This window comes from Mesorhizobium sp. M0051 (assembly GCF_040323235.1).
Classification (GTDB): domain Bacteria; phylum Pseudomonadota; class Alphaproteobacteria; order Rhizobiales; family Rhizobiaceae; genus Mesorhizobium.
Genome location: NZ_JAMYUT010000037.1, coordinates 22484 through 39386 on the forward strand (window position 1 = coordinate 22484; position 16903 = coordinate 39386).

15 protein-coding genes are annotated in these 16903 nt (G+C 58.4%); all 15 read right to left on the bottom strand.

Going from position 1 to position 16903, the window contains the following annotated elements; genetic code table 11:
* The 15 genes from rfbD to NKJ90_RS28635 all read right to left on the bottom strand — a co-directional run bounded on the left by rfbD (nucleotide 1) and on the right by NKJ90_RS28635 (nucleotide 16868).
* Nucleotides 1-888, bottom strand: coding sequence for a dTDP-4-dehydrorhamnose reductase (gene rfbD, locus NKJ90_RS28565; RefSeq protein WP_023760561.1), 888 nt, complete (start codon nucleotides 886-888; stop codon nucleotides 1-3).
* Nucleotides 885-1955 carry a dTDP-glucose 4,6-dehydratase gene (rfbB, locus tag NKJ90_RS28570; protein WP_023760562.1) on the bottom strand — a complete coding sequence of 357 codons (1071 nt, stop codon included), beginning with the start codon at nucleotides 1953-1955 and terminating at the stop codon, nucleotides 885-887. The genes rfbD and rfbB overlap by 4 nt, the downstream gene beginning before the upstream one ends.
* A 27-nt stretch (nucleotides 1956-1982) precedes the next feature.
* Entirely contained in the window at nucleotides 1983-2537 is a 555-nt protein-coding gene (rfbC, locus tag NKJ90_RS28575; RefSeq protein WP_023760563.1) for a dTDP-4-dehydrorhamnose 3,5-epimerase, read from the bottom strand.
* Nucleotides 2538-3419: a glucose-1-phosphate thymidylyltransferase RfbA gene (rfbA, locus tag NKJ90_RS28580; RefSeq protein ID WP_023760564.1), complete on the bottom strand. Its 882-nt coding sequence runs from the start codon at nucleotides 3417-3419 to the stop codon at nucleotides 2538-2540.
* A gap of 135 nt (nucleotides 3420-3554) precedes the next feature.
* The gene (locus NKJ90_RS28585) at nucleotides 3555-4886 is read right to left on the bottom strand and encodes an O-antigen ligase family protein (protein ID WP_031260645.1); all 1332 of its coding nucleotides are present in this window, start codon (nucleotides 4884-4886) and stop codon (nucleotides 3555-3557) included.
* A complete protein-coding gene (locus NKJ90_RS28590; protein ID WP_032907711.1) occupies nucleotides 4883-6142 on the bottom strand; it encodes a tetratricopeptide repeat protein in 1260 nt (419 codons plus the stop codon). The genes NKJ90_RS28585 and NKJ90_RS28590 overlap by 4 nt, the downstream gene beginning before the upstream one ends.
* Complete coding sequence (locus NKJ90_RS28595) at nucleotides 6030-8402, bottom strand: GumC family protein (RefSeq protein ID WP_031260647.1); 2373 nt, start codon at nucleotides 8400-8402, stop codon at nucleotides 6030-6032. The genes NKJ90_RS28590 and NKJ90_RS28595 overlap by 113 nt, the downstream gene beginning before the upstream one ends.
* 40 nt (nucleotides 8403-8442) lie before the next feature.
* The gene (locus NKJ90_RS28600) at nucleotides 8443-9480 is read right to left on the bottom strand and encodes a polysaccharide biosynthesis/export family protein (RefSeq protein WP_245266741.1); all 1038 of its coding nucleotides are present in this window, start codon (nucleotides 9478-9480) and stop codon (nucleotides 8443-8445) included.
* Nucleotides 9461-9781, bottom strand: a complete 321-nt coding sequence (locus tag NKJ90_RS28605; RefSeq protein WP_031260649.1) for a hypothetical protein — start codon at nucleotides 9779-9781, stop codon at nucleotides 9461-9463. Before NKJ90_RS28605 ends, NKJ90_RS28600 begins: the two co-directional genes overlap by 20 nt.
* 1067 nt (nucleotides 9782-10848) lie before the next feature.
* On the bottom strand, nucleotides 10849-11994 hold the full coding sequence (locus NKJ90_RS28610; protein WP_198032254.1) for a glycosyltransferase: 1146 nt from the start codon (nucleotides 11992-11994) through the stop codon (nucleotides 10849-10851).
* Nucleotides 11991-13148 carry a glycosyltransferase gene (locus tag NKJ90_RS28615; protein ID WP_352487366.1) on the bottom strand — a complete coding sequence of 386 codons (1158 nt, stop codon included), beginning with the start codon at nucleotides 13146-13148 and terminating at the stop codon, nucleotides 11991-11993. Before NKJ90_RS28615 ends, NKJ90_RS28610 begins: the two co-directional genes overlap by 4 nt.
* Entirely contained in the window at nucleotides 13126-13935 is an 810-nt protein-coding gene (locus NKJ90_RS28620) for a class I SAM-dependent methyltransferase (protein WP_084025512.1), read from the bottom strand. Before NKJ90_RS28620 ends, NKJ90_RS28615 begins: the two co-directional genes overlap by 23 nt.
* A 5-nt stretch (nucleotides 13936-13940) precedes the next feature.
* Entirely contained in the window at nucleotides 13941-14762 is an 822-nt protein-coding gene (locus tag NKJ90_RS28625) for a class I SAM-dependent methyltransferase (RefSeq protein ID WP_198032253.1), read from the bottom strand.
* Nucleotides 14710-15978 carry an MATE family efflux transporter gene (locus tag NKJ90_RS28630; RefSeq protein WP_156938585.1) on the bottom strand — a complete coding sequence of 423 codons (1269 nt, stop codon included), beginning with the start codon at nucleotides 15976-15978 and terminating at the stop codon, nucleotides 14710-14712. The genes NKJ90_RS28625 and NKJ90_RS28630 overlap by 53 nt, the downstream gene beginning before the upstream one ends.
* Entirely contained in the window at nucleotides 15975-16868 is an 894-nt protein-coding gene (locus NKJ90_RS28635; RefSeq protein ID WP_023760576.1) for a glycosyltransferase family 2 protein, read from the bottom strand. The genes NKJ90_RS28630 and NKJ90_RS28635 overlap by 4 nt, the downstream gene beginning before the upstream one ends.
* Nucleotides 16869-16903: the final 35 nt, after the last annotated feature.

Here is a 16903-nt window from a genome sequence, read left to right on the forward strand (position 1 = left end):
CTATTTCGTCCCATCGATGAGAAGCCGCCGCACCACCGTCTCCGTCGACTTCCGCCAGTCCGGCGCATCCCAGCCGAACGCGGAGGCGAATTTCGCGCTCGATAGCCGGGAGTTGGCGGGGCGGCGCGCCTTGGTTGGATAGTCTATTGTAGCAATGTCCCGTACCCGCGCCCAAGGGCCACCAGACACGCGGCTTGTGTCCAGGATATGACGGGCAAAGCCGCTCCAGTTGGCTTCGCCGGTTCCGGCCAGGTGATAGATGCCGGCGAAGCTCTTGCCGTCATTGAGCTGTGCTGCTGCATGCAGGATTGCGTCGGCGACATCAAGCGCGGATGTGGGATTTCCCCATTGATCGGCCACCACGGCGATCTCGTCGCGGTCGGCGGCAAGCCGCAGCATGGTCTTGACGAAATTCTTGCCGAACGGGCTGTAGACCCATGCCGTGCGCAGGATCAGGTGATGCGGGCTGGCTGCCGCCACCGCCTGCTCGCCGGCTAGCTTGGAGGCGCCATAGGCGCTGGCTGGCGCGGTCGCGTCGGTCTCGACATAGGCGCTGTCCTTCGAACCGTCGAAGACATAGTCGGTCGAAAGATGGATGACGGGAACGCCAAGCCGGCTTGCCGCTTCCGCCACCTTGCCGGCGCCAACGGCGTTCACCGCGAATGCCAGATCGGGCTCATCCTCGGCCTGATCCACCGCCGTGTAGGCGGCGGCCGACACGACGATGTCGGGCTTGGCGGCCGCAATGGCTTCGATCACCATGTCGGGTCTTGCCAAATCGAGTTCCGGCCGGCCAATGGCAATGACCTCCACGCCGGCGCGTCGCCGGCCGGCCTCCAGAAGGCTTGCCGCGACCTGGCCCTCGCGTCCGGTGACGACGAGCCTCACGCGGCCCCCTTGCGCGCTTCGCCCAGTCTTTCACCGGCATAGTGCTTTTCGCGGATCGGCCCCCACCACCATTTGTTGTCGAGAAACCAGTCCACGGTTCTGGCCAGGCCGCTGTCGAAGTTCTCGTTGGGCGCCCAGCCGAGATCACGGCCGATCTTCGATGCGTCGATGGCGTAGCGGCGATCATGGCCGGGACGATCGGTGACGAAGGAAATCAGGTCGCGATAGCTCTTGCCACCGGCCCGGGGACGCCTGGTGTCGAGCAGATCGCAGATCGTCTCGACGACGCCCAGGTTCGTCCGCTCGGAATTGCCGCCGACATTGTAGCTTTCGCCCGGCTGCCCTTTCGTGGCGACGAGTTCCAACGCGCGCGCGTGATCCTCGACGAACAGCCAGTCGCGCACATTGGCGCCGGCGCCATAGACCGGCAGCGGCTTTTCGTCGAGCGCATTGAGGATGACCAGCGGGATCAGCTTTTCGGGAAAGTGATAGGGTCCGTAATTGTTCGAGCAGTTGGAAAGCACGACCGGCAGGCCATAGGTTTCGTGCCAGGCTCGCACCAGATGGTCCGACGCCGCCTTGGAGGCGGAATAGGGCGAGGACGGCGCATAAGGCGTTTCCTCGACGAACATGCCGCCATCGAAAGGCAGATCGCCGAACACCTCGTCGGTCGAGACATGATGGAAGCGGAAGCGGCTCTTCCTGTCCTCGGGCAGGCCGCGCCAGTATTCCAGCGCGGAATTGAGGATCTTGTAGGTGCCGACGATGTTGGTCTCGATAAACGTGCCCGGCCCGTCGATCGAGCGGTCGACATGGCTCTCGGCGGCGAGGTTCATGACGATGTCGATATCGTCCCGGCGCAGGATGTCGAGCACTGCCTTCTCGTCACAGATATCGGCCTGCGCAAAGCGGTAATTGTGCGCGTTCTCGATCGGCCGCAGCGAGGCCAAATTGCCCGCATAGGTGAGCTTGTCGAGATTGGTCACGCGATAGGCCGGGTTGGCGCACAGATGCCGGCATACCGCCGAGCCTATGAAGCCAGCACCGCCTGTCACCAGAAAATTCATGCCACTGTCCTCATCCTTTGGCAATCATCAGGCAAACACCTCGGCGGCGGCCAATAGCGGCGCCTTCAGGTCCTTGTCCGAAAGCTGGAACCCGCCGGACAATGACGGCCATTCGATGCCGATGGCGGGATCGTCGAAACGAATTGACCGGTCATGCGCCTGCGAATAGGTGTCGGTGACCTTATACAGGACCTCGGTGTCGGCGACGAGCGTCACGAAGCCGTGCGCGAAGCCTTTCGGCACCAGAATCTGGTTGCCCTTTTCGGCCGACACTTCGAGCGCGACCCATTTTCCAAAGGTTTTCGAGCCGCGGCGAATGTCCACCGCAACGTCGAGAATACTGCCGCGGATGACGCGCAGCAGCTTGTCCTGCGCCCGCGGCGCGAGCTGGTAGTGAAGCCCTCGCAAAACGCCTGCCGCGGCAGAATAGGAATGATTGTCCTGCACGAAAAGCAGATCTATCCCAGCCTGCGCAAAGCGTTCGGCATTGTAGGTTTCGACGAAGAACCCGCGCGCGTCGCCATGCCGCTTCGGCACGATTTCCAGCACGCCATCGATGCCAAGGGACCTGACTTCCAGCATCTAGCCCTCCGACAGGTCCACGACGCGCCGGCGCAGATAGGCGGCATATTCGTTCTTGCCTAGGCGGTCGGCGCGACGCAGAACCTGGTCCGCCGTCAGCCAATCCTGTTCAAGGGCAATCTCTTCCGGACAGGCGACCTTGATGCCTTGGCGATGCTCGATGGTGCGCACGAAGGAAGACGCTTCGTGCAGGCTGTCTTGCGTACCGGTGTCGAGCCAGGCATAGCCACGCCCCAGCCGGTGCACATGCAACTGGCCGCGCTCGAGATAAACATTGTTGACCGCCGTGATCTCAAGCTCGCCGCGCGCCGAGGGCCTTATGGAGGGGGCGATGTCGACGACATCATTGTCGTAGAAATAGAGACCGGTGACAGCCCAGTTGGATTTCGGGTTCTGCGGCTTTTCTTCAATCGTCAGCGCCGTCCCGGTGGCCTTGTCGAAGGATACGACACCATAACGCTGGGGATCCTCGACATGATAGGCGAACACCGAAGCACCCTTTTCGCGCGAGGCCGCGGCGCGACAAAGCTGCGACAGCCCATCGCCGAAATAGATGTTGTCGCCAAGGATCATCGACACGCTGTCCTTGCCGATGAAATCCCGGCCGATGATGAAGGCTTCCGCCAGACCGTTGGGTTGCGGTTGCTCGGCATAGGACAGATCGAGCCCGAACTCCGATCCATCGCCAAGCAGATCGCGAAAGACCGGCAGGTCACGCGGTGTTGAAATGACCAGAATCTCTCGGATACCCGCGAGCATCAAAACGCTTAGCGGATAATAGATCATCGGCTTGTCGTATATCGGCAGAATCTGCTTAGAGATTGCTAATGTTAGCGGATAAAGGCGCGTTCCACTGCCCCCGGCAAGGATAATTCCTTTCAAGAAGCTCTCCTTGACATGCCAAAGCCCCCTGGCCTTGCTGCTTGTGCTTAGGTTCCACGCAATGGCTTGTCAATCTCGGCAATCGACAAACGACCGGACCGCGTCCGGCGGCAATCCCGGCAAATCCACCTGCTCTCATTTCGCCAACGTCAACGGCCTGGCGGGAACAAGCAAATCGTCATGATGGGTCTCGGTCGACCCGCCCCTTTGGCTCAACCGCACAGCAAAGCCTTTGTGAAAGATGATGCCATTCATGTAGGCAAAAACCATCGCAAGCGCCGCTGTGCGCAAGGGATAATCAACCAGCGAATGAACGAGAAGAAAAGACACCGAAAGGAACGCGGCTTTCTGCAGCGGCTCCCGCCGAACCCCGACAGACGACGCAAAAAGCAATGTCAGGTAAGCCGCGATCAGAAGAACGACGGGCGCGCCACCCTCGAGTGCCAGCTCCAGATAGTCGTTATGAGCGTGATTGACGTAGGGCTTGAAGATCATCTCGCCCTTTTCGTAAATCTGGTAGACCTTCTGAAAGCTGCCGAAACCCACACCTGTCGCCCAATTCTCTTCAATCCCCGCAATCGTGGTGCGGGCGAATTCGGCTCGGCCAAATTCCGGATCAACCACCTCCGCATCGATCTTCGTCCACGCGCCTATCGTGTAGAGCGAAAGGCCGATGAAGACCGCAAGGACGCCATACCGACTTAGCCTGGAGCGAGCGGACAGAAAGACAACCGATATTATGGTGATCGCCAATCCTATCAGGATACCGGCGCGCGAACCGGCGGCCAGAAGCAGCAGCAACAGCATTATCAATCCGAGCGATCCAGACAGAAGGTGCCCGCGGAAAAGGCCGTGGCAGACAACGAAAGGGATGGAAACGAACAGCAACGCCGAAAAGTGGTTCTGGTTGGCAAACAGTCCCGCATTGATCGTGAACGGCAACAACCCTTCTATGGCAACCGTATCGGAGAGTGAATACTGGATCGCGGCAGCCAATCCGTTACAGATGACACCCATGAAAAAGAACGGCAGAAGGCCGTAGACCTGATCCGTACGCAAGCGGATAACGCTCAGAAAGAATGCTGCCCCCGCCGAAAAATACAGAAAGCACTCGATCGTGCGCCCGACGCCGACACTGACGAAGCGCAGCCGGGTTTCGCCGGCGAGCCACGGAGTGGCGAGCAGCGGCTCCGGCCGCAATCCGCTCAACAGGGCCGCAGGCAGCAGCACGATCTGAAGGCAGAACACGACAAGGGTCAGGGCAAGCAGCCACAAGACCGGACGAGGGATGCTCTGCCCCGATGGCCTTGAAAAGATGGCCGCGGCCGAGACGATCGCTGCAATTTCGATCAGCGTTTCGGTGTAGAGGCCACTCGCCGTGCCGCCGCCAATCAGCATCGACAGGAAAAGAACCGACCCAAGCAGATACTTTTCCCATTCCGTGGACCGGCTCGAGCGCGCTCTCACAATGAAACTCTTTCGATGCTCAGCTTGTGCATGACCAACGTGCCGACGTATCGAAATCGCCAGCTTTCGGCGATGGCGGCTGTTTCCAGCCGCAACAATTGCATCGGACACGCGCTCGGTCCGATCGCAAAATCAAGGCTCAGATACTGCCGGTTGAATGTGCCTGCCGGAATGTTGAATCGGGCTATTTCGCTTGCCGGATCTGCGCAGCGGATGGACCAGAACAGCCCCTTTGGCAACTTCAGGTTTCTCCCGGAGGCAATCAGGGAAATCCTGTAGGAGCCGGGAGGCAATTCGACATATTGCTGGAGCGCGGCGTTCTTCACCGGCGTGTTCAAAAATCGAACGGTGGCTCCGCTGTCGCTTTCGCCGACATCGCGCGACCCGGCAAAGGTAATTTCCAGACCGGAGCGATCGTGAACCTGCCAATCGAAGGGCTTGCCGCTGCGGACGGGTTCAAAGCCGCCGTTGAAAATATAGCCACCCAGCGTCCGCTCCTGATCGGACAGGCTGAAAAGGAACAGCCGATAGGCTGGCTCGTAGTCCTTTTGCCTGATGTAGCCGTTGATCACCGCAGACAGTTCCTTCGATGTCGGTGGTGAACTCGATCCGGTAAGGTCGAGCAACAGTTGACTTGCCGCGCGCAGGCCTTGCGGATCCTGACCAAGGGCAGAAAAAAGATTGGACCTCCACGGAGCCTTTATCTTTATGGCTGCCAGGACAGCCCGGTATCCGTCCGGATTTGAAAGAATCGCCGGCATGCCCGCCGCGATGATTGGAAAGCGGTCCGGCCACCGGCGTAGCAATGTGTCGATCTCGGCGACCGCGCGTGACAGATCACCTAACTCGATCGAACGGTCGATCGATCTCTGAAGTGCATGGATTTCCGTCTTGGACAGTTTTCGAGCCTGGTCGAAGAATTCAAAGGCTTCGTCCTTCTCGCCTTGCCGGTACTTGATCTCGCCCAATAGGCTGTAGAGCCGGGCATCCGCGACATTGAAGCGAAGCGCACCCCTCGCCTTGGCAGCCAAAGCATCCAGATCAGGACCACTGCCTGTTTCGTTCAGGTCACCGGTGATGTCACCTATCAACGCATTTATGTTCAGCGGATCGATCGCAAGCGAGACGGCTGGCGTCCCGGCCTCAAGGAGCCGACTTAGCCCGATCGACGAAGCGGCCAACACTAGAACGGAGGCGACGAACCAAACGCCTGACCGCAGGAGATTTCGCGTGAGCGGGCTGGCCTGCTCCATCATCGACTTTGCCTTCGATTTTCGGGGTGCTCGCGCCGTAGTCGTAGTACTGGTAGTTCATATATTTGTAGGCATAGTTGTAGTCGAACTTGTTCACTGCAAACTTCGACATCGCCCCTCCGATCACATTCGCACCGGCCGCCCGCAGACGCCTGAGCGCCGTCTTGGCTGATTTGCGCGTGACCTGGTTGGTGGAAACGACCATCAACGTGCCTTCCGCCAGCCGGCTGAGGATTGGGCCGTCGGAAAGGCCGACGACCGGTGGAGCATCGATGATGACCAGATCGAAGCGTTTGCCGAGATTCGTCAAGATCAGCGCCATCTTCTGCGAAGAGAGAAGGTCGGCCGGGTTCGGCGGAATGGTCCCGGACGTCAGTACAGTCACGTTAGGGTATTTCGTCGTCCTGAAAATGCCCGCCAGATCATCCTTGCGAACGGTATTCGTCAGAAGGTTGCTCAACCCGATCGCGTTGTCGAGACCGAACAGCCGATGCAGGTTCGGTTTGCGAAGATCGCCATCGACCAGCAGAACCCTTGCGCCGAGCGCCGCGAAATCCTGGCCGAGCTTGAACGAGGTGGTCGACTTGCCTTCCGAAGGTTCCGAACTGGTCACCAGCAGCGATCGCGGCGCACCCTCCGCACCGGAGAACTGCAGCGATGTTCGCAACGAACGATAGGCCTCCGAGAGCCCGGATTTTTGATCGGCGATGCTGGCTATGAGTTCGCGGTCGTCGACAAGCGGCAGGATGCCGAGCATCGCCAGTCCCAGCTCTTTCTCGACCTGCTCCGGATTGGTGAAGGTGTTGTTCAAGAGCTCGATGATGTAGATGATCGATGCAGTCAAAGCCATGAAAAGCGCCAGCGCGATTGCAAGATTGATGCTCAGGCGTGGAGAATAGGGGGCTACGGGCAGCGAAGCGAAGTCGACGATCGCGGCGCTTTGCGTCTTGAGTTCCGAGCTAACCCCAACTTCATTCAGCTTGGTGATAAGGCTGTCGTACTGCGACCGATTGGAATCGACCTCACGCTTCAGGATCGTGTATTTGATATTTTTGTCGTTGAAGACGGCCTGCTGTCTCTCCATTTCCGCGAGCTTGGATTTTAGGTCGGCCTCCTTGCCTTGCGCTTCCTGGTATTTCAGTCGCAACGAATCCGTTATCGCAAGAACGCCATTGTCATAGAGCCGCTGCAGTTCCTTGATCTGCGATTGCAATTGCTGCATTTCCGGATAACCAGGCTTCAGGATGCCCAGTTTCTGCTGATACTGGCTGGACAGATCCGCCAGCTTTTCGCTGAGCTTCTGCAGACCTTCGCTTTCCAGAACCGGGCCGAGGCTTGATCCGCGTCCCTTTTCTATCTGACTCACGACCCGCCCCGCATCCAGGCGCTCCTGGATCGCCATGGCCAGCGCGGTGTTCAGGGCTTCGATGTTAGAGTCGATCAGCGATTTGTCGTCGCCAGTGACCGTGATGCCGGCGTCTTTTGCGTAGGTGACCAATTCCTCCTCGGATTTTTGCAGCTTTTGCTTCACCTGCAGAACCTGTTCCTGGATGAATTGCCTTGCCAGATCAGAGGTCTCGCTGGTCTGGTCCAGTCGCTGATCGATAAAACTCTGTGCGACCTGATTGGCTACGTCGCTTGCATATTTCGGCTTCTGATCGACAAAGGTGATCGACAGCAGGCTTGTATTGGTGACCAGATTGACCGTCAGGTCGTCCAGGATTCGCTTGATGGCGATTGCCTCGCGCTCCTCGGGCGTTTTCTCCTCAATGGAAGGCGACTTCGAAAGTCCGAACGCCCGGTAGACAATGTTGCTCAGCGAAAAGCTCGGCGTCGGAAACAGGAAGTCCGGCTTTTCGCCAAGCCCTAGCTGGAAGGCCACGCGCTGAGCCAGCGCGCGGCTCTTCAGCTTTTCACGGGCGGTCAGGAAGGCCCTGACGTCGCTGTTTTCGGAAACAACTTCGATGTCCTGAAAGACTTTCGCCGAGGGGACCAGCACTTCGAGTTGCGTCGTTGCCAGATATTTTGGTGTCTGCATCATTGTCACGATGACGCCGGCGACAAGCCCGGCAGCGGCCATCATGACGATCAACCAACGGTACTGGACAATGTAAAACAACAGCTTGAGCGGGTTGAACCCGTCATCCCGACCGCCATGGTCACGACCATAAGGACCGTAGTTTTGCGGCACGTCATAGGGGAGGTCCGCAGACAGGGCCTGTCGGGATCCGGCAAGTTGGGACTGCCTGTTACGATCGAGCATGTGCGAGGTGACCCTGGGGTTGTCCGTATCGTGCCCTGTCCTAAGGAATGACCGCAATGCGGGCCGCGCTGGACGCGAGGCCCAGGGCATCCTTCAAATTGTTCATCGCGATTTTCGACTTGGAAGCAAAAACGACGATCACATCGCCACCATAGATGCGTGGGTTGCGATTTTTGCCGGCCCGGATTTCCTCGACATTGTAGTTTGCCACGAGCTTGTTTTGGCCGATATTCCGATAGACGAAGACCTTGCCGGCATCACCGACCGGATTGAAGCCCCCGGCAAGGGCGATCGCGTCCAGCAAATAAGCACCGCTGGACACAGGATAGATACCGGCCTTGTTGACTTCACCATCGACCGTGATGCGCCGGCCAATCGATTCCTTGACGAAAATCGTCACATCAGGCGCTTGCAGGTATTTTTCACCGTAGGCAGTCTCGATTTCCTTCTCGAGCTGACGCAAGGTTCTGCCGGCCGCAGTCATCGTTCCGATCAGCGGAAGCGAAATCTGCCCGCCTGCGTCGACCTGAACAGTCCTGTTCAAATTGTCGACCTGGAACACGCTAACCTCCAGCACATCATTGGCAGATAGGGGTTGCTCGCCGCCATTCTGCGTATTCTGCGGCGGCGGCAGGTCCTTCACCACCTGCAGTGTGCCGCCGCCTGAAAGAGCCGTGGAGGACGCAGCCGGCTGAAGGGCGCTGACAGGATTTGTGGATGACGTCGATGTCGACGGGGTGCTGGCGCAAGCAGATATCGCCAGCGATGCGAGCAACGCTGTCACGGTGCCTGCATTACGCCTTGCAGAATCGAAGATGCCGATCAGTGGGTCCCGCTCTTGAACAGCCGGCCAAATCCGCCGAAACGACTTACGCTGCTGGCACCCGACCTTTTCGCATTCCGCTTTCCAATGGGCACGAGCGCCCGATCCCGTAATATCGCGTCCGGACGGTTGACCGCCAGAAGCCTCGCCACGACAAAACACAAATGCGCCACCCGCACGAAGGCGAATGACGCATTCGACAAAATTGCGCAAAACAGCGGGTGTCGGACCTCGGCTATCGGCTGACAGCGTCATCGTCGTCCTGCAGCCCGGTAATAAGAGCGGCGGCGCCACCAACCGCGGCGGCGCCCAAGAGAGCTGGCAACATGAGAGGCTCCGAGCTGGCAGGCACAACCGTCGCAACTGGCGTATCGAGCGAAACGCACATGCCACCTTCGACAGGATCGACCTTGATCGTGGTGTTGCCAGGAATATCGAATGCGCAGTTGGCACCCACCGCCAGCAAAGCGGACGCCTCTGCCCCGGTCATGATGCGCGCGCCCGAATACACTGGCGCTTCGGGACCGACGCCAGCATAACCGCCGGACTGGGACATCTGAACGTTTCCATGGACCTGTGTAAGGCGACCTATCGCACCGGCGGACGCCGGCACGGTCGCAAGACAGGAACAGGCCTCCTGGGCGAAAGCATCGGGCGTTGCAAACAGAATGCCCTCTGCGGCGAATACAACAAAAACGAAAGCAGCCCCCAGCCCACTACGAATCCTCATTTTCACCCCACCCAAACCTGCAACTCACCCTTTTGGGACGAATCACACCTGCTTCACCCCCGGCAATCTCCGTCAGTAGCTAACGTCGCACTGCGTCGCCGCGAGCACGCCAGCGGTCAGAACCGCGCCGCCAAAATCGAATCCGGCAGGTCAACCCCACCGCCCACCACCGGACGGCTGAATGGCCGACCGTCTGTTCAGAGCCAACAAGATTGAGGCAAACGTTATCGTCGAGGCGAAAGACTTCGAGACGCGAATTGCCCGGCACACCCAGATTGCAGCCGCCGATCCCCAATGACGCGCAAATACGGCAGGCGCAGTTTTGCTCACAGATTCATCCGTCTTTGATCCCCTCTGCATCCACCTTCGGACGCACCAACTCAAAGAAAGCAGATCAGCACGTAGCAGTTTTCCGATCACAATTCCAACACATTTCGCGTTGGCGGCAATTTAGGCTGATTCGTAACTGTCCTAGCACAGTACTTTAGCTATATCGAATGAACAGTTTCGACCAAGAATCTCGGAAAGCGACGTTACCCAGCAGAAGACCACAAATACTCAAATGCAGGAAAACCGTCTGCCGGGGTCAGGACAGATCCATTCATTTCGCCGCAAGAGCATCCAATCCGCGGCCGTTCGGCAAGACTTGCACATTGGACCGGCTTGAACCGACTCGCCGCAGAGAATTCGACCCTGCGTAAATATGGTAGCCAGGTCTTCCCCTTGGCTGTCGAGCACTGCACAAACAGGATATCGCCAACCTTCGAAGCGATCTTGCCATCGCAAGGCGTTCCGGTAGCAACGGGTTTGCAGGTCAGGACCATCCCCTGATAGTCCCGGCGCGCCGCTCCGAGGGCCGTCCTCCATCCAGCCCAACTGTCCGTCAAGCCCTTTCATTCTTTCGCCACGAGGCCATCCAGCTCTTCTATTTGCTGCATGTACTTCGCGATGACGATAGTCTCCGAAAATTGCCGCTCGACCTTGTTTCTGCCCTCCACTCCCATCCGGCCCCTGGAGGCATCATCCATCATCGCAAACTCGATCATCTTGCTTGCCAGATCATCATGGTCCTTCACCTTGCACAGGAAGCCGTTGACGGCGTGGTCCACCACCTCCCTGCACCCGGGCACGTCGGTGGTGATCAGCGGCTTGCCCATTGCGGCCGCCTCGAGCAGCGAACGCGGCGTTCCTTCCCGGTAGGAAGGCAAGACGACACAATCGGCGGCACGCAGGAAAGGCCGCACATCGTCGGTGGTGCCAAGATATTCGATCAATCCCTCACTGACCCATTGCTCGACTTGCTGCCGGCTCACGGCGGTCCGGTTCTCTACATCGAGAAAGCCGAGCAGCTGGAAACGCACACCGGGCATCTTCTGGCGAACCAGACGGGCCGCCTCGATAAACTCGCCGACACCCTTGTCCCAGAGAAGCCGGGCCACCAGAAGAAACACAATCGCACCAGGCCCGGTGCGTGCTTCGGACGACGGAGTAAAACGCACGAGGTCGATGCCGGAGCCGGGCAAAAGCCCGGTCTGCTCCTTGCGAACCAAATTCCCAATGACGAACAGCGTCCTGTCATCGTCATTCTGAAAGAAAACCATTTTGGAACGGGCCAGCGCCACCCGATACAAGGCCTTGGCAATTCTGAGCAGGAGGCCACCGCGGACGAATGCTGTCCCCAGTCCGGAAATGTTATTTATGACCGGAACGCCGTTCAGATTGGCGGCGATGGAGCCGAACACGTTGGGCTTGATCGTAAACCCGACAAACGCCAACGGCCTCTCATGCCGCAAGAGAAGCCAGAAGCGCCACAGAAGTGCCATGTCCCGCAAAGGCGACATGCCGGAATTGTCCATTTCGAGTTCGACGTAGCGGCAGCCCATGGCCGATATCAGCGAAGAGTATTCGTCTCTCGGCGCCGCGATGACGATGTCATAGCCATGGCTCCGCAAGCCCTCGATCAGCCCCTTGCGGAAATTGACGACATTCCAGGACGTGTTTATCGAAATGATTATCTTGCTGCGAGCAGCCGGCATCATTGGCTCCCGCCCGGATATGGCGAAGGCGCTCCTAACAGCATATCCGCAAATCGCCCAGGCGACCTTTCCGACAGGGTCTCCCCATATAAGGCCGACCGATCGCCGGCGTGCATGACCTTCAGCAGTGCATCCGCGATTTCCAACACGCCAAATCCGGCTGAAATCTCGAGGCCGGACAGCGTGTCCAGATCTCCCGCACAGGGCGTGGTGACGATGCCGGGAATCCGGCAAGCCATCATTTCCAGAAGGACGTTTGGAAATCCTTCCATCGCCGAGGTGAGCAGGCCGGCGCGCGATGCACGAAACAGCGGAAATGGATTGTCTCTCTGGCCGAGCATATTTATTCGAGAGTCCAGATCGAACTTGCCGGCGTAGGCTCTTAGCTCCGCTTCCATGGGTCCCGCCCCAACCATGCTAAGCTCATAATCTTCGCCGGTTCTTCGCCTGATCTCGGCGAGCACGTCAATCGCGATCGTTGGCCGCTTTACCTCGATCAGCCGGCCGCACCAGACAATCTGCGGACGACGGGAAATCATCTTCGCGTCGTCCTCCGCCAACATTTCGGTGGACATTTTGACGATGAGATCTTCGTCAACCGGGTTGGGCAACGTACACAGTTTATCGATGGCTCGCCGGGGCAACACGTCACGCAGGCGTTCATTCATGTAGCTCGTTTGCGCGACAACCATGTCCTGGCTGCCATAGGCAGCGTAGAGCGCCCTGTAAGTCAGTGCGCGAGGGCCATTGAAGCGATCCAGAAGTACCGTGGATTCGCGAGCGACCAACCTGCGGCTCTTGAGAACCCCGACGCTTCGGGCAGCGGCCAGGAACGAATTCACCCGCGTGTGGCTTGAGAATACCAAATCGTACCGATGCCGGATCAGCCGCGGGGCAAGCAAAAGCTCGCTCATCGCTTTGCCGCCGCCGAAGCCGTAACTGCGCCGAATTTCATCCTGGAGTGGCCCAACGGCATCCCCCGCCGCCTGGCCGCCCAGAAAGCCGATTTCGACGTCCCAGTCGGGACGGCGCGCAAGTGCCTGCGCAACCAGTTTCAGGATGGTTTCAGCTCCACCTCTGATGTCGAGCGGAATGGCGACCAGCGCGAGCTTCCTTTTCATGAGCTGCAGGGATTCACTGTTTTCGCCGAAAGACATAGGCGTAGGTTTCGGCAGCATCCTTGCCGAGAAAAAGCGCCGAAACGCCTAACCAGATGCGCCAGGCGAGAAAGGCCGGCACGAAGAAATAGAAATAGGAGCTCTTCCAGAACAGACGACGCTCGATGAGTTCCAGGCCGTTCCGTTTTGCGATTGTTTCGACCTCACTGGGCAGGCACTTGTCGTAAAAAGCCGGAAACCCGTCATGACCCTTGCCCTTTTCGGGAAAGATCGCAAAAAGCAACCGTCGCTTCACCCCCTCTGGCAGGACCCGATTTAACCTTGCGAAAACAGCGTTGCGCGAGGGCGAGAAAATGGCGACCACGCCTCCCGGCTTCGCGCAACTGGCAATGCCACGCAAAGCACCTTCAGCATCGCGGACGTGTTCGAGCGTCGCCTGACAGATCACCACATCAGCATCGCCCCTGCCCTCAAACGAGGTAAGGTCCGCTTCAATCTCCTCGTCGTATATTCCGCGCGGCGCTTTCGACAATTCCTGCGCGTCCAGATCAACCCCAACGACAAAAAGCCTCAGGCGCCGCTTCTCGGATAGGCCGACGAACGGCCTTGCACCCCCGCCGAGGTCGTAAACCAGCGCATCGGAGGCAAGCCAGGCAGGCGCTATCTCCGTCGCAAAAGTTCGGTTGCCGTCGATACGAAGGCGCATGGGTAGAACGCTGTCCAGCAACTCGGAAACGGCTACGTTCGCGCGCATAAACTTTCGCAACATCGACACTGCCTCACCGTCAATTTCGTTCGCCGGTCTGTGTCCACTCGGACCAGACATCCGCGCTATATCCTGTGGAACACATAGAGCCGCGTATGATGCGAAAACGGGCCGAGCAACCGATCGGCAGCAGCCCGCAAACCTCTCATGATGCTGTTCCTGCTGTCGTACCAAGCCTGCATCGGCTTTTTGAGGAAAGTCTCGTCCTTCAACCCCTTGAAGCCACCCCTTGGTCGTGTCTCCAGAAGCTTGAAGCCGTGCTGCTCGAACCCGGAAACAATCGAAGATGGCTCAAGGATGAACTGGTAAAATCCGGCCCGCTCACCTGAAAACCTGGGGTAGAGACCCATGCTGGCCTTCAATCTCCTGAGAGGAGAAATGCTCGGCACCGTCACGAAGGCAATTCCTCCCGGCCGGATGATGCGGCGCATCTCCAGTACGATCTCGCTGTACCCGTCGAAGAAGTGCTCGATCACGCCGAGAGACCACACTCCATCGAAGAATTCGTCCGCGAAGCCTGTTGCCCGAACATCCCCAACCGTCACTTGTAGATGCGGCGCGGCGCGATTCACCATCCCCACGGTCTTTCGCGCAAAGTCGATTCCATGTGCGGAAAAGCCCGCCTGATGCAGGCCGTAGACCGTGTTGGCCAGGCCACATCCGGCGTCCAGGACCTTGGCCGATCCTGTCAGATATCGCTTGGTCGTTTCGACTACAAAGCGATCCGGCCTCAAGACAATCCCTTCGGCCCAATGGGAATCCCAATAGTCGTCGTCGGCTATCGTGCCGACATGGACGATCCGGCCGTTCTTCTCGTCATAGAATGCCTTCTTCTCATTCATTTCCGGCATCCGACCGGCCACAAAAAACGGCTCGCTGCGTTGCATCAGGCCCATTGTCCGCAATCACGCCCCTTAACGCGAAAAACGAACAAGCCGCGGCTATGGCATAGCCGGACAGGAATGCCATTTCGCTGCCAAGCGGCAGCCGCCACCACAGACTCAGTGCCGCCAAACAGCAGCAAGCCAATGCTCCTGCCGCGTAGGAATAGGTCAGCGTCCTTGCGTTGTTCGAGCGGAGCGCAAACGGATCGATGACCACCTTTTTCGTCCTGTTTACCAGGACAGCGCAGGAAACGATCGCGAAGACCGCTGGGTGAAATGACCTTCCCAGCCATCCGGATGCATAGCCGGAAAAAAACACGCCGATTATCCCCACTGCAGACGCAACTGCAAAAATCAGCGCAATGGTCGCGCCCTCGAACAATCCACGCCGAAACTCCCTGACCTCTCCATTTGCGGCATTGAGAAACGCCCGCGGCACGAACACGAAACTGGCCGCATTCATGAAGAAGCCGACGGAGCGTTGCGAGAGATCGACACAAAACGAGAAGACGCCGAGAAGAGCCTGAGAGCCAAACATCAAGATGATGTATCGAATGCCGACGAACACACCGCTCTCGGCCAGATTGCTCAGCACAAATGCCCAGCCTGTGGCCAGAGACCCGCCAAGGTAGGAAAGGCGCGGCCGCCTCAGATTCATCGGTCCCAGCAAGGCAAATGAAATCAGCGCTCCGGCGAAATAGCTGAGCGAAAAGGCCGTAAGTGCAGAACCTACTTTTGCATCTCCGGCAAGCAGGAATACCGCTCCCGCCTGGTATGCGACAGCCTGGCTGATCGCTGACCAACCGTACGCCCACAACCGCAGTTGCGACCTCAGGACCTCTTGAAGTGCGGTGTGCAAGCCGAACGAAACGATGATGGTTGCGGCGACGGCGTTGCCAAATCCGAACCACGCCAGCGCCGATCCAGCCAGGATCACAAACAACGCCACAATGGCCAGCGCAGCCAAAACAGACGATACGTACTCTCTACCCATTGCAGCGGCATGCATTTTTGCAGAAACCGGCATTATCGAATAGGTCGCGGTTCCAAAAACAAGCGTCGAGATGAATAAAACGGTCGCAATCGTCGTGCTGAAAATCCCATACTGCACAGTTTCCAGATGGCTTCCGATGTATAGTAAAGTCACTATGTTCAAAAGGCCCGGCACAATTCGTATGACAACGGCCTCCACGAATTTCCACAGGCTGGTTATGTTCATGAGATCACCCGTGCTAGTGACCTCTTGAGCAAGAAGGGAAAACTCAACGCACCAAAGCGCAAGCAGGCAAGGACCGCCTTGCTCAGGAACCGGCCCGAGCGATATCGCCCAAGCCAGAATGCCCTGATGTAATTCAAGTTCAGCAACAACATCGGGTACGCATTTTGCCGCTGAAGAAGCCGAATTCTTGCGGTCATCCCCTCCGCCAAATACCTCTTTCGCCCGACATCGACGTTGACACAAATGACATCGTGTTCGATCGCCAATCTGGACCAGAGAAGAGATGTTGGAACGCGGCGGAACCGCCCCGCAGGGGGCACGGCAACCTGTTTCAACAAGGCAGTTCTGATGACCTCTTTCCTGTCGCCGACTACACCTTCGTCGGCTCGCATCCTGATCAGGTTTGTGCGCTCGGACGGGAACCGGTTTGCTGCTGCATCCGGTCCCTCGAGAACCATGGAGAACACGAATCCCGCAATCCTCTCATCGGCACCTTGCCGGGAGAGACGCTCACAAACCTCCGGCAATCGATCGGTGAAGAGATCGTCGTCGTCATCGAAAATCATGCAATAGTCGCCAGTGGCGGAAGCGATCGCCGAAAACATCGCGACCCCTCTGCCGCCATTCGGGCCAGCTGTGACCACCAATCTGGCATCGCGTGACGCGATCTCCGCAAGCGCTTCGCTTGTCCCGTCGGTCGAACCGTCGACATGGACACATATTTGCACTGGGCACGTCGCGCGCAGCAGCTCCTGAACCAGTGCTGCAACGCGATCCCGCCGATTGAACGTGGGGATGCAAACGCTCAACAGCGCCTGGGACCGCAATGGATTGCAATCTGCCTGTTTGCGAGCCGTATCGATCCCCTCTCCCCCTGGTTGCGCGGTCATGGAACGCAGCTATGCGCGGATCCGCCGGGAACCGC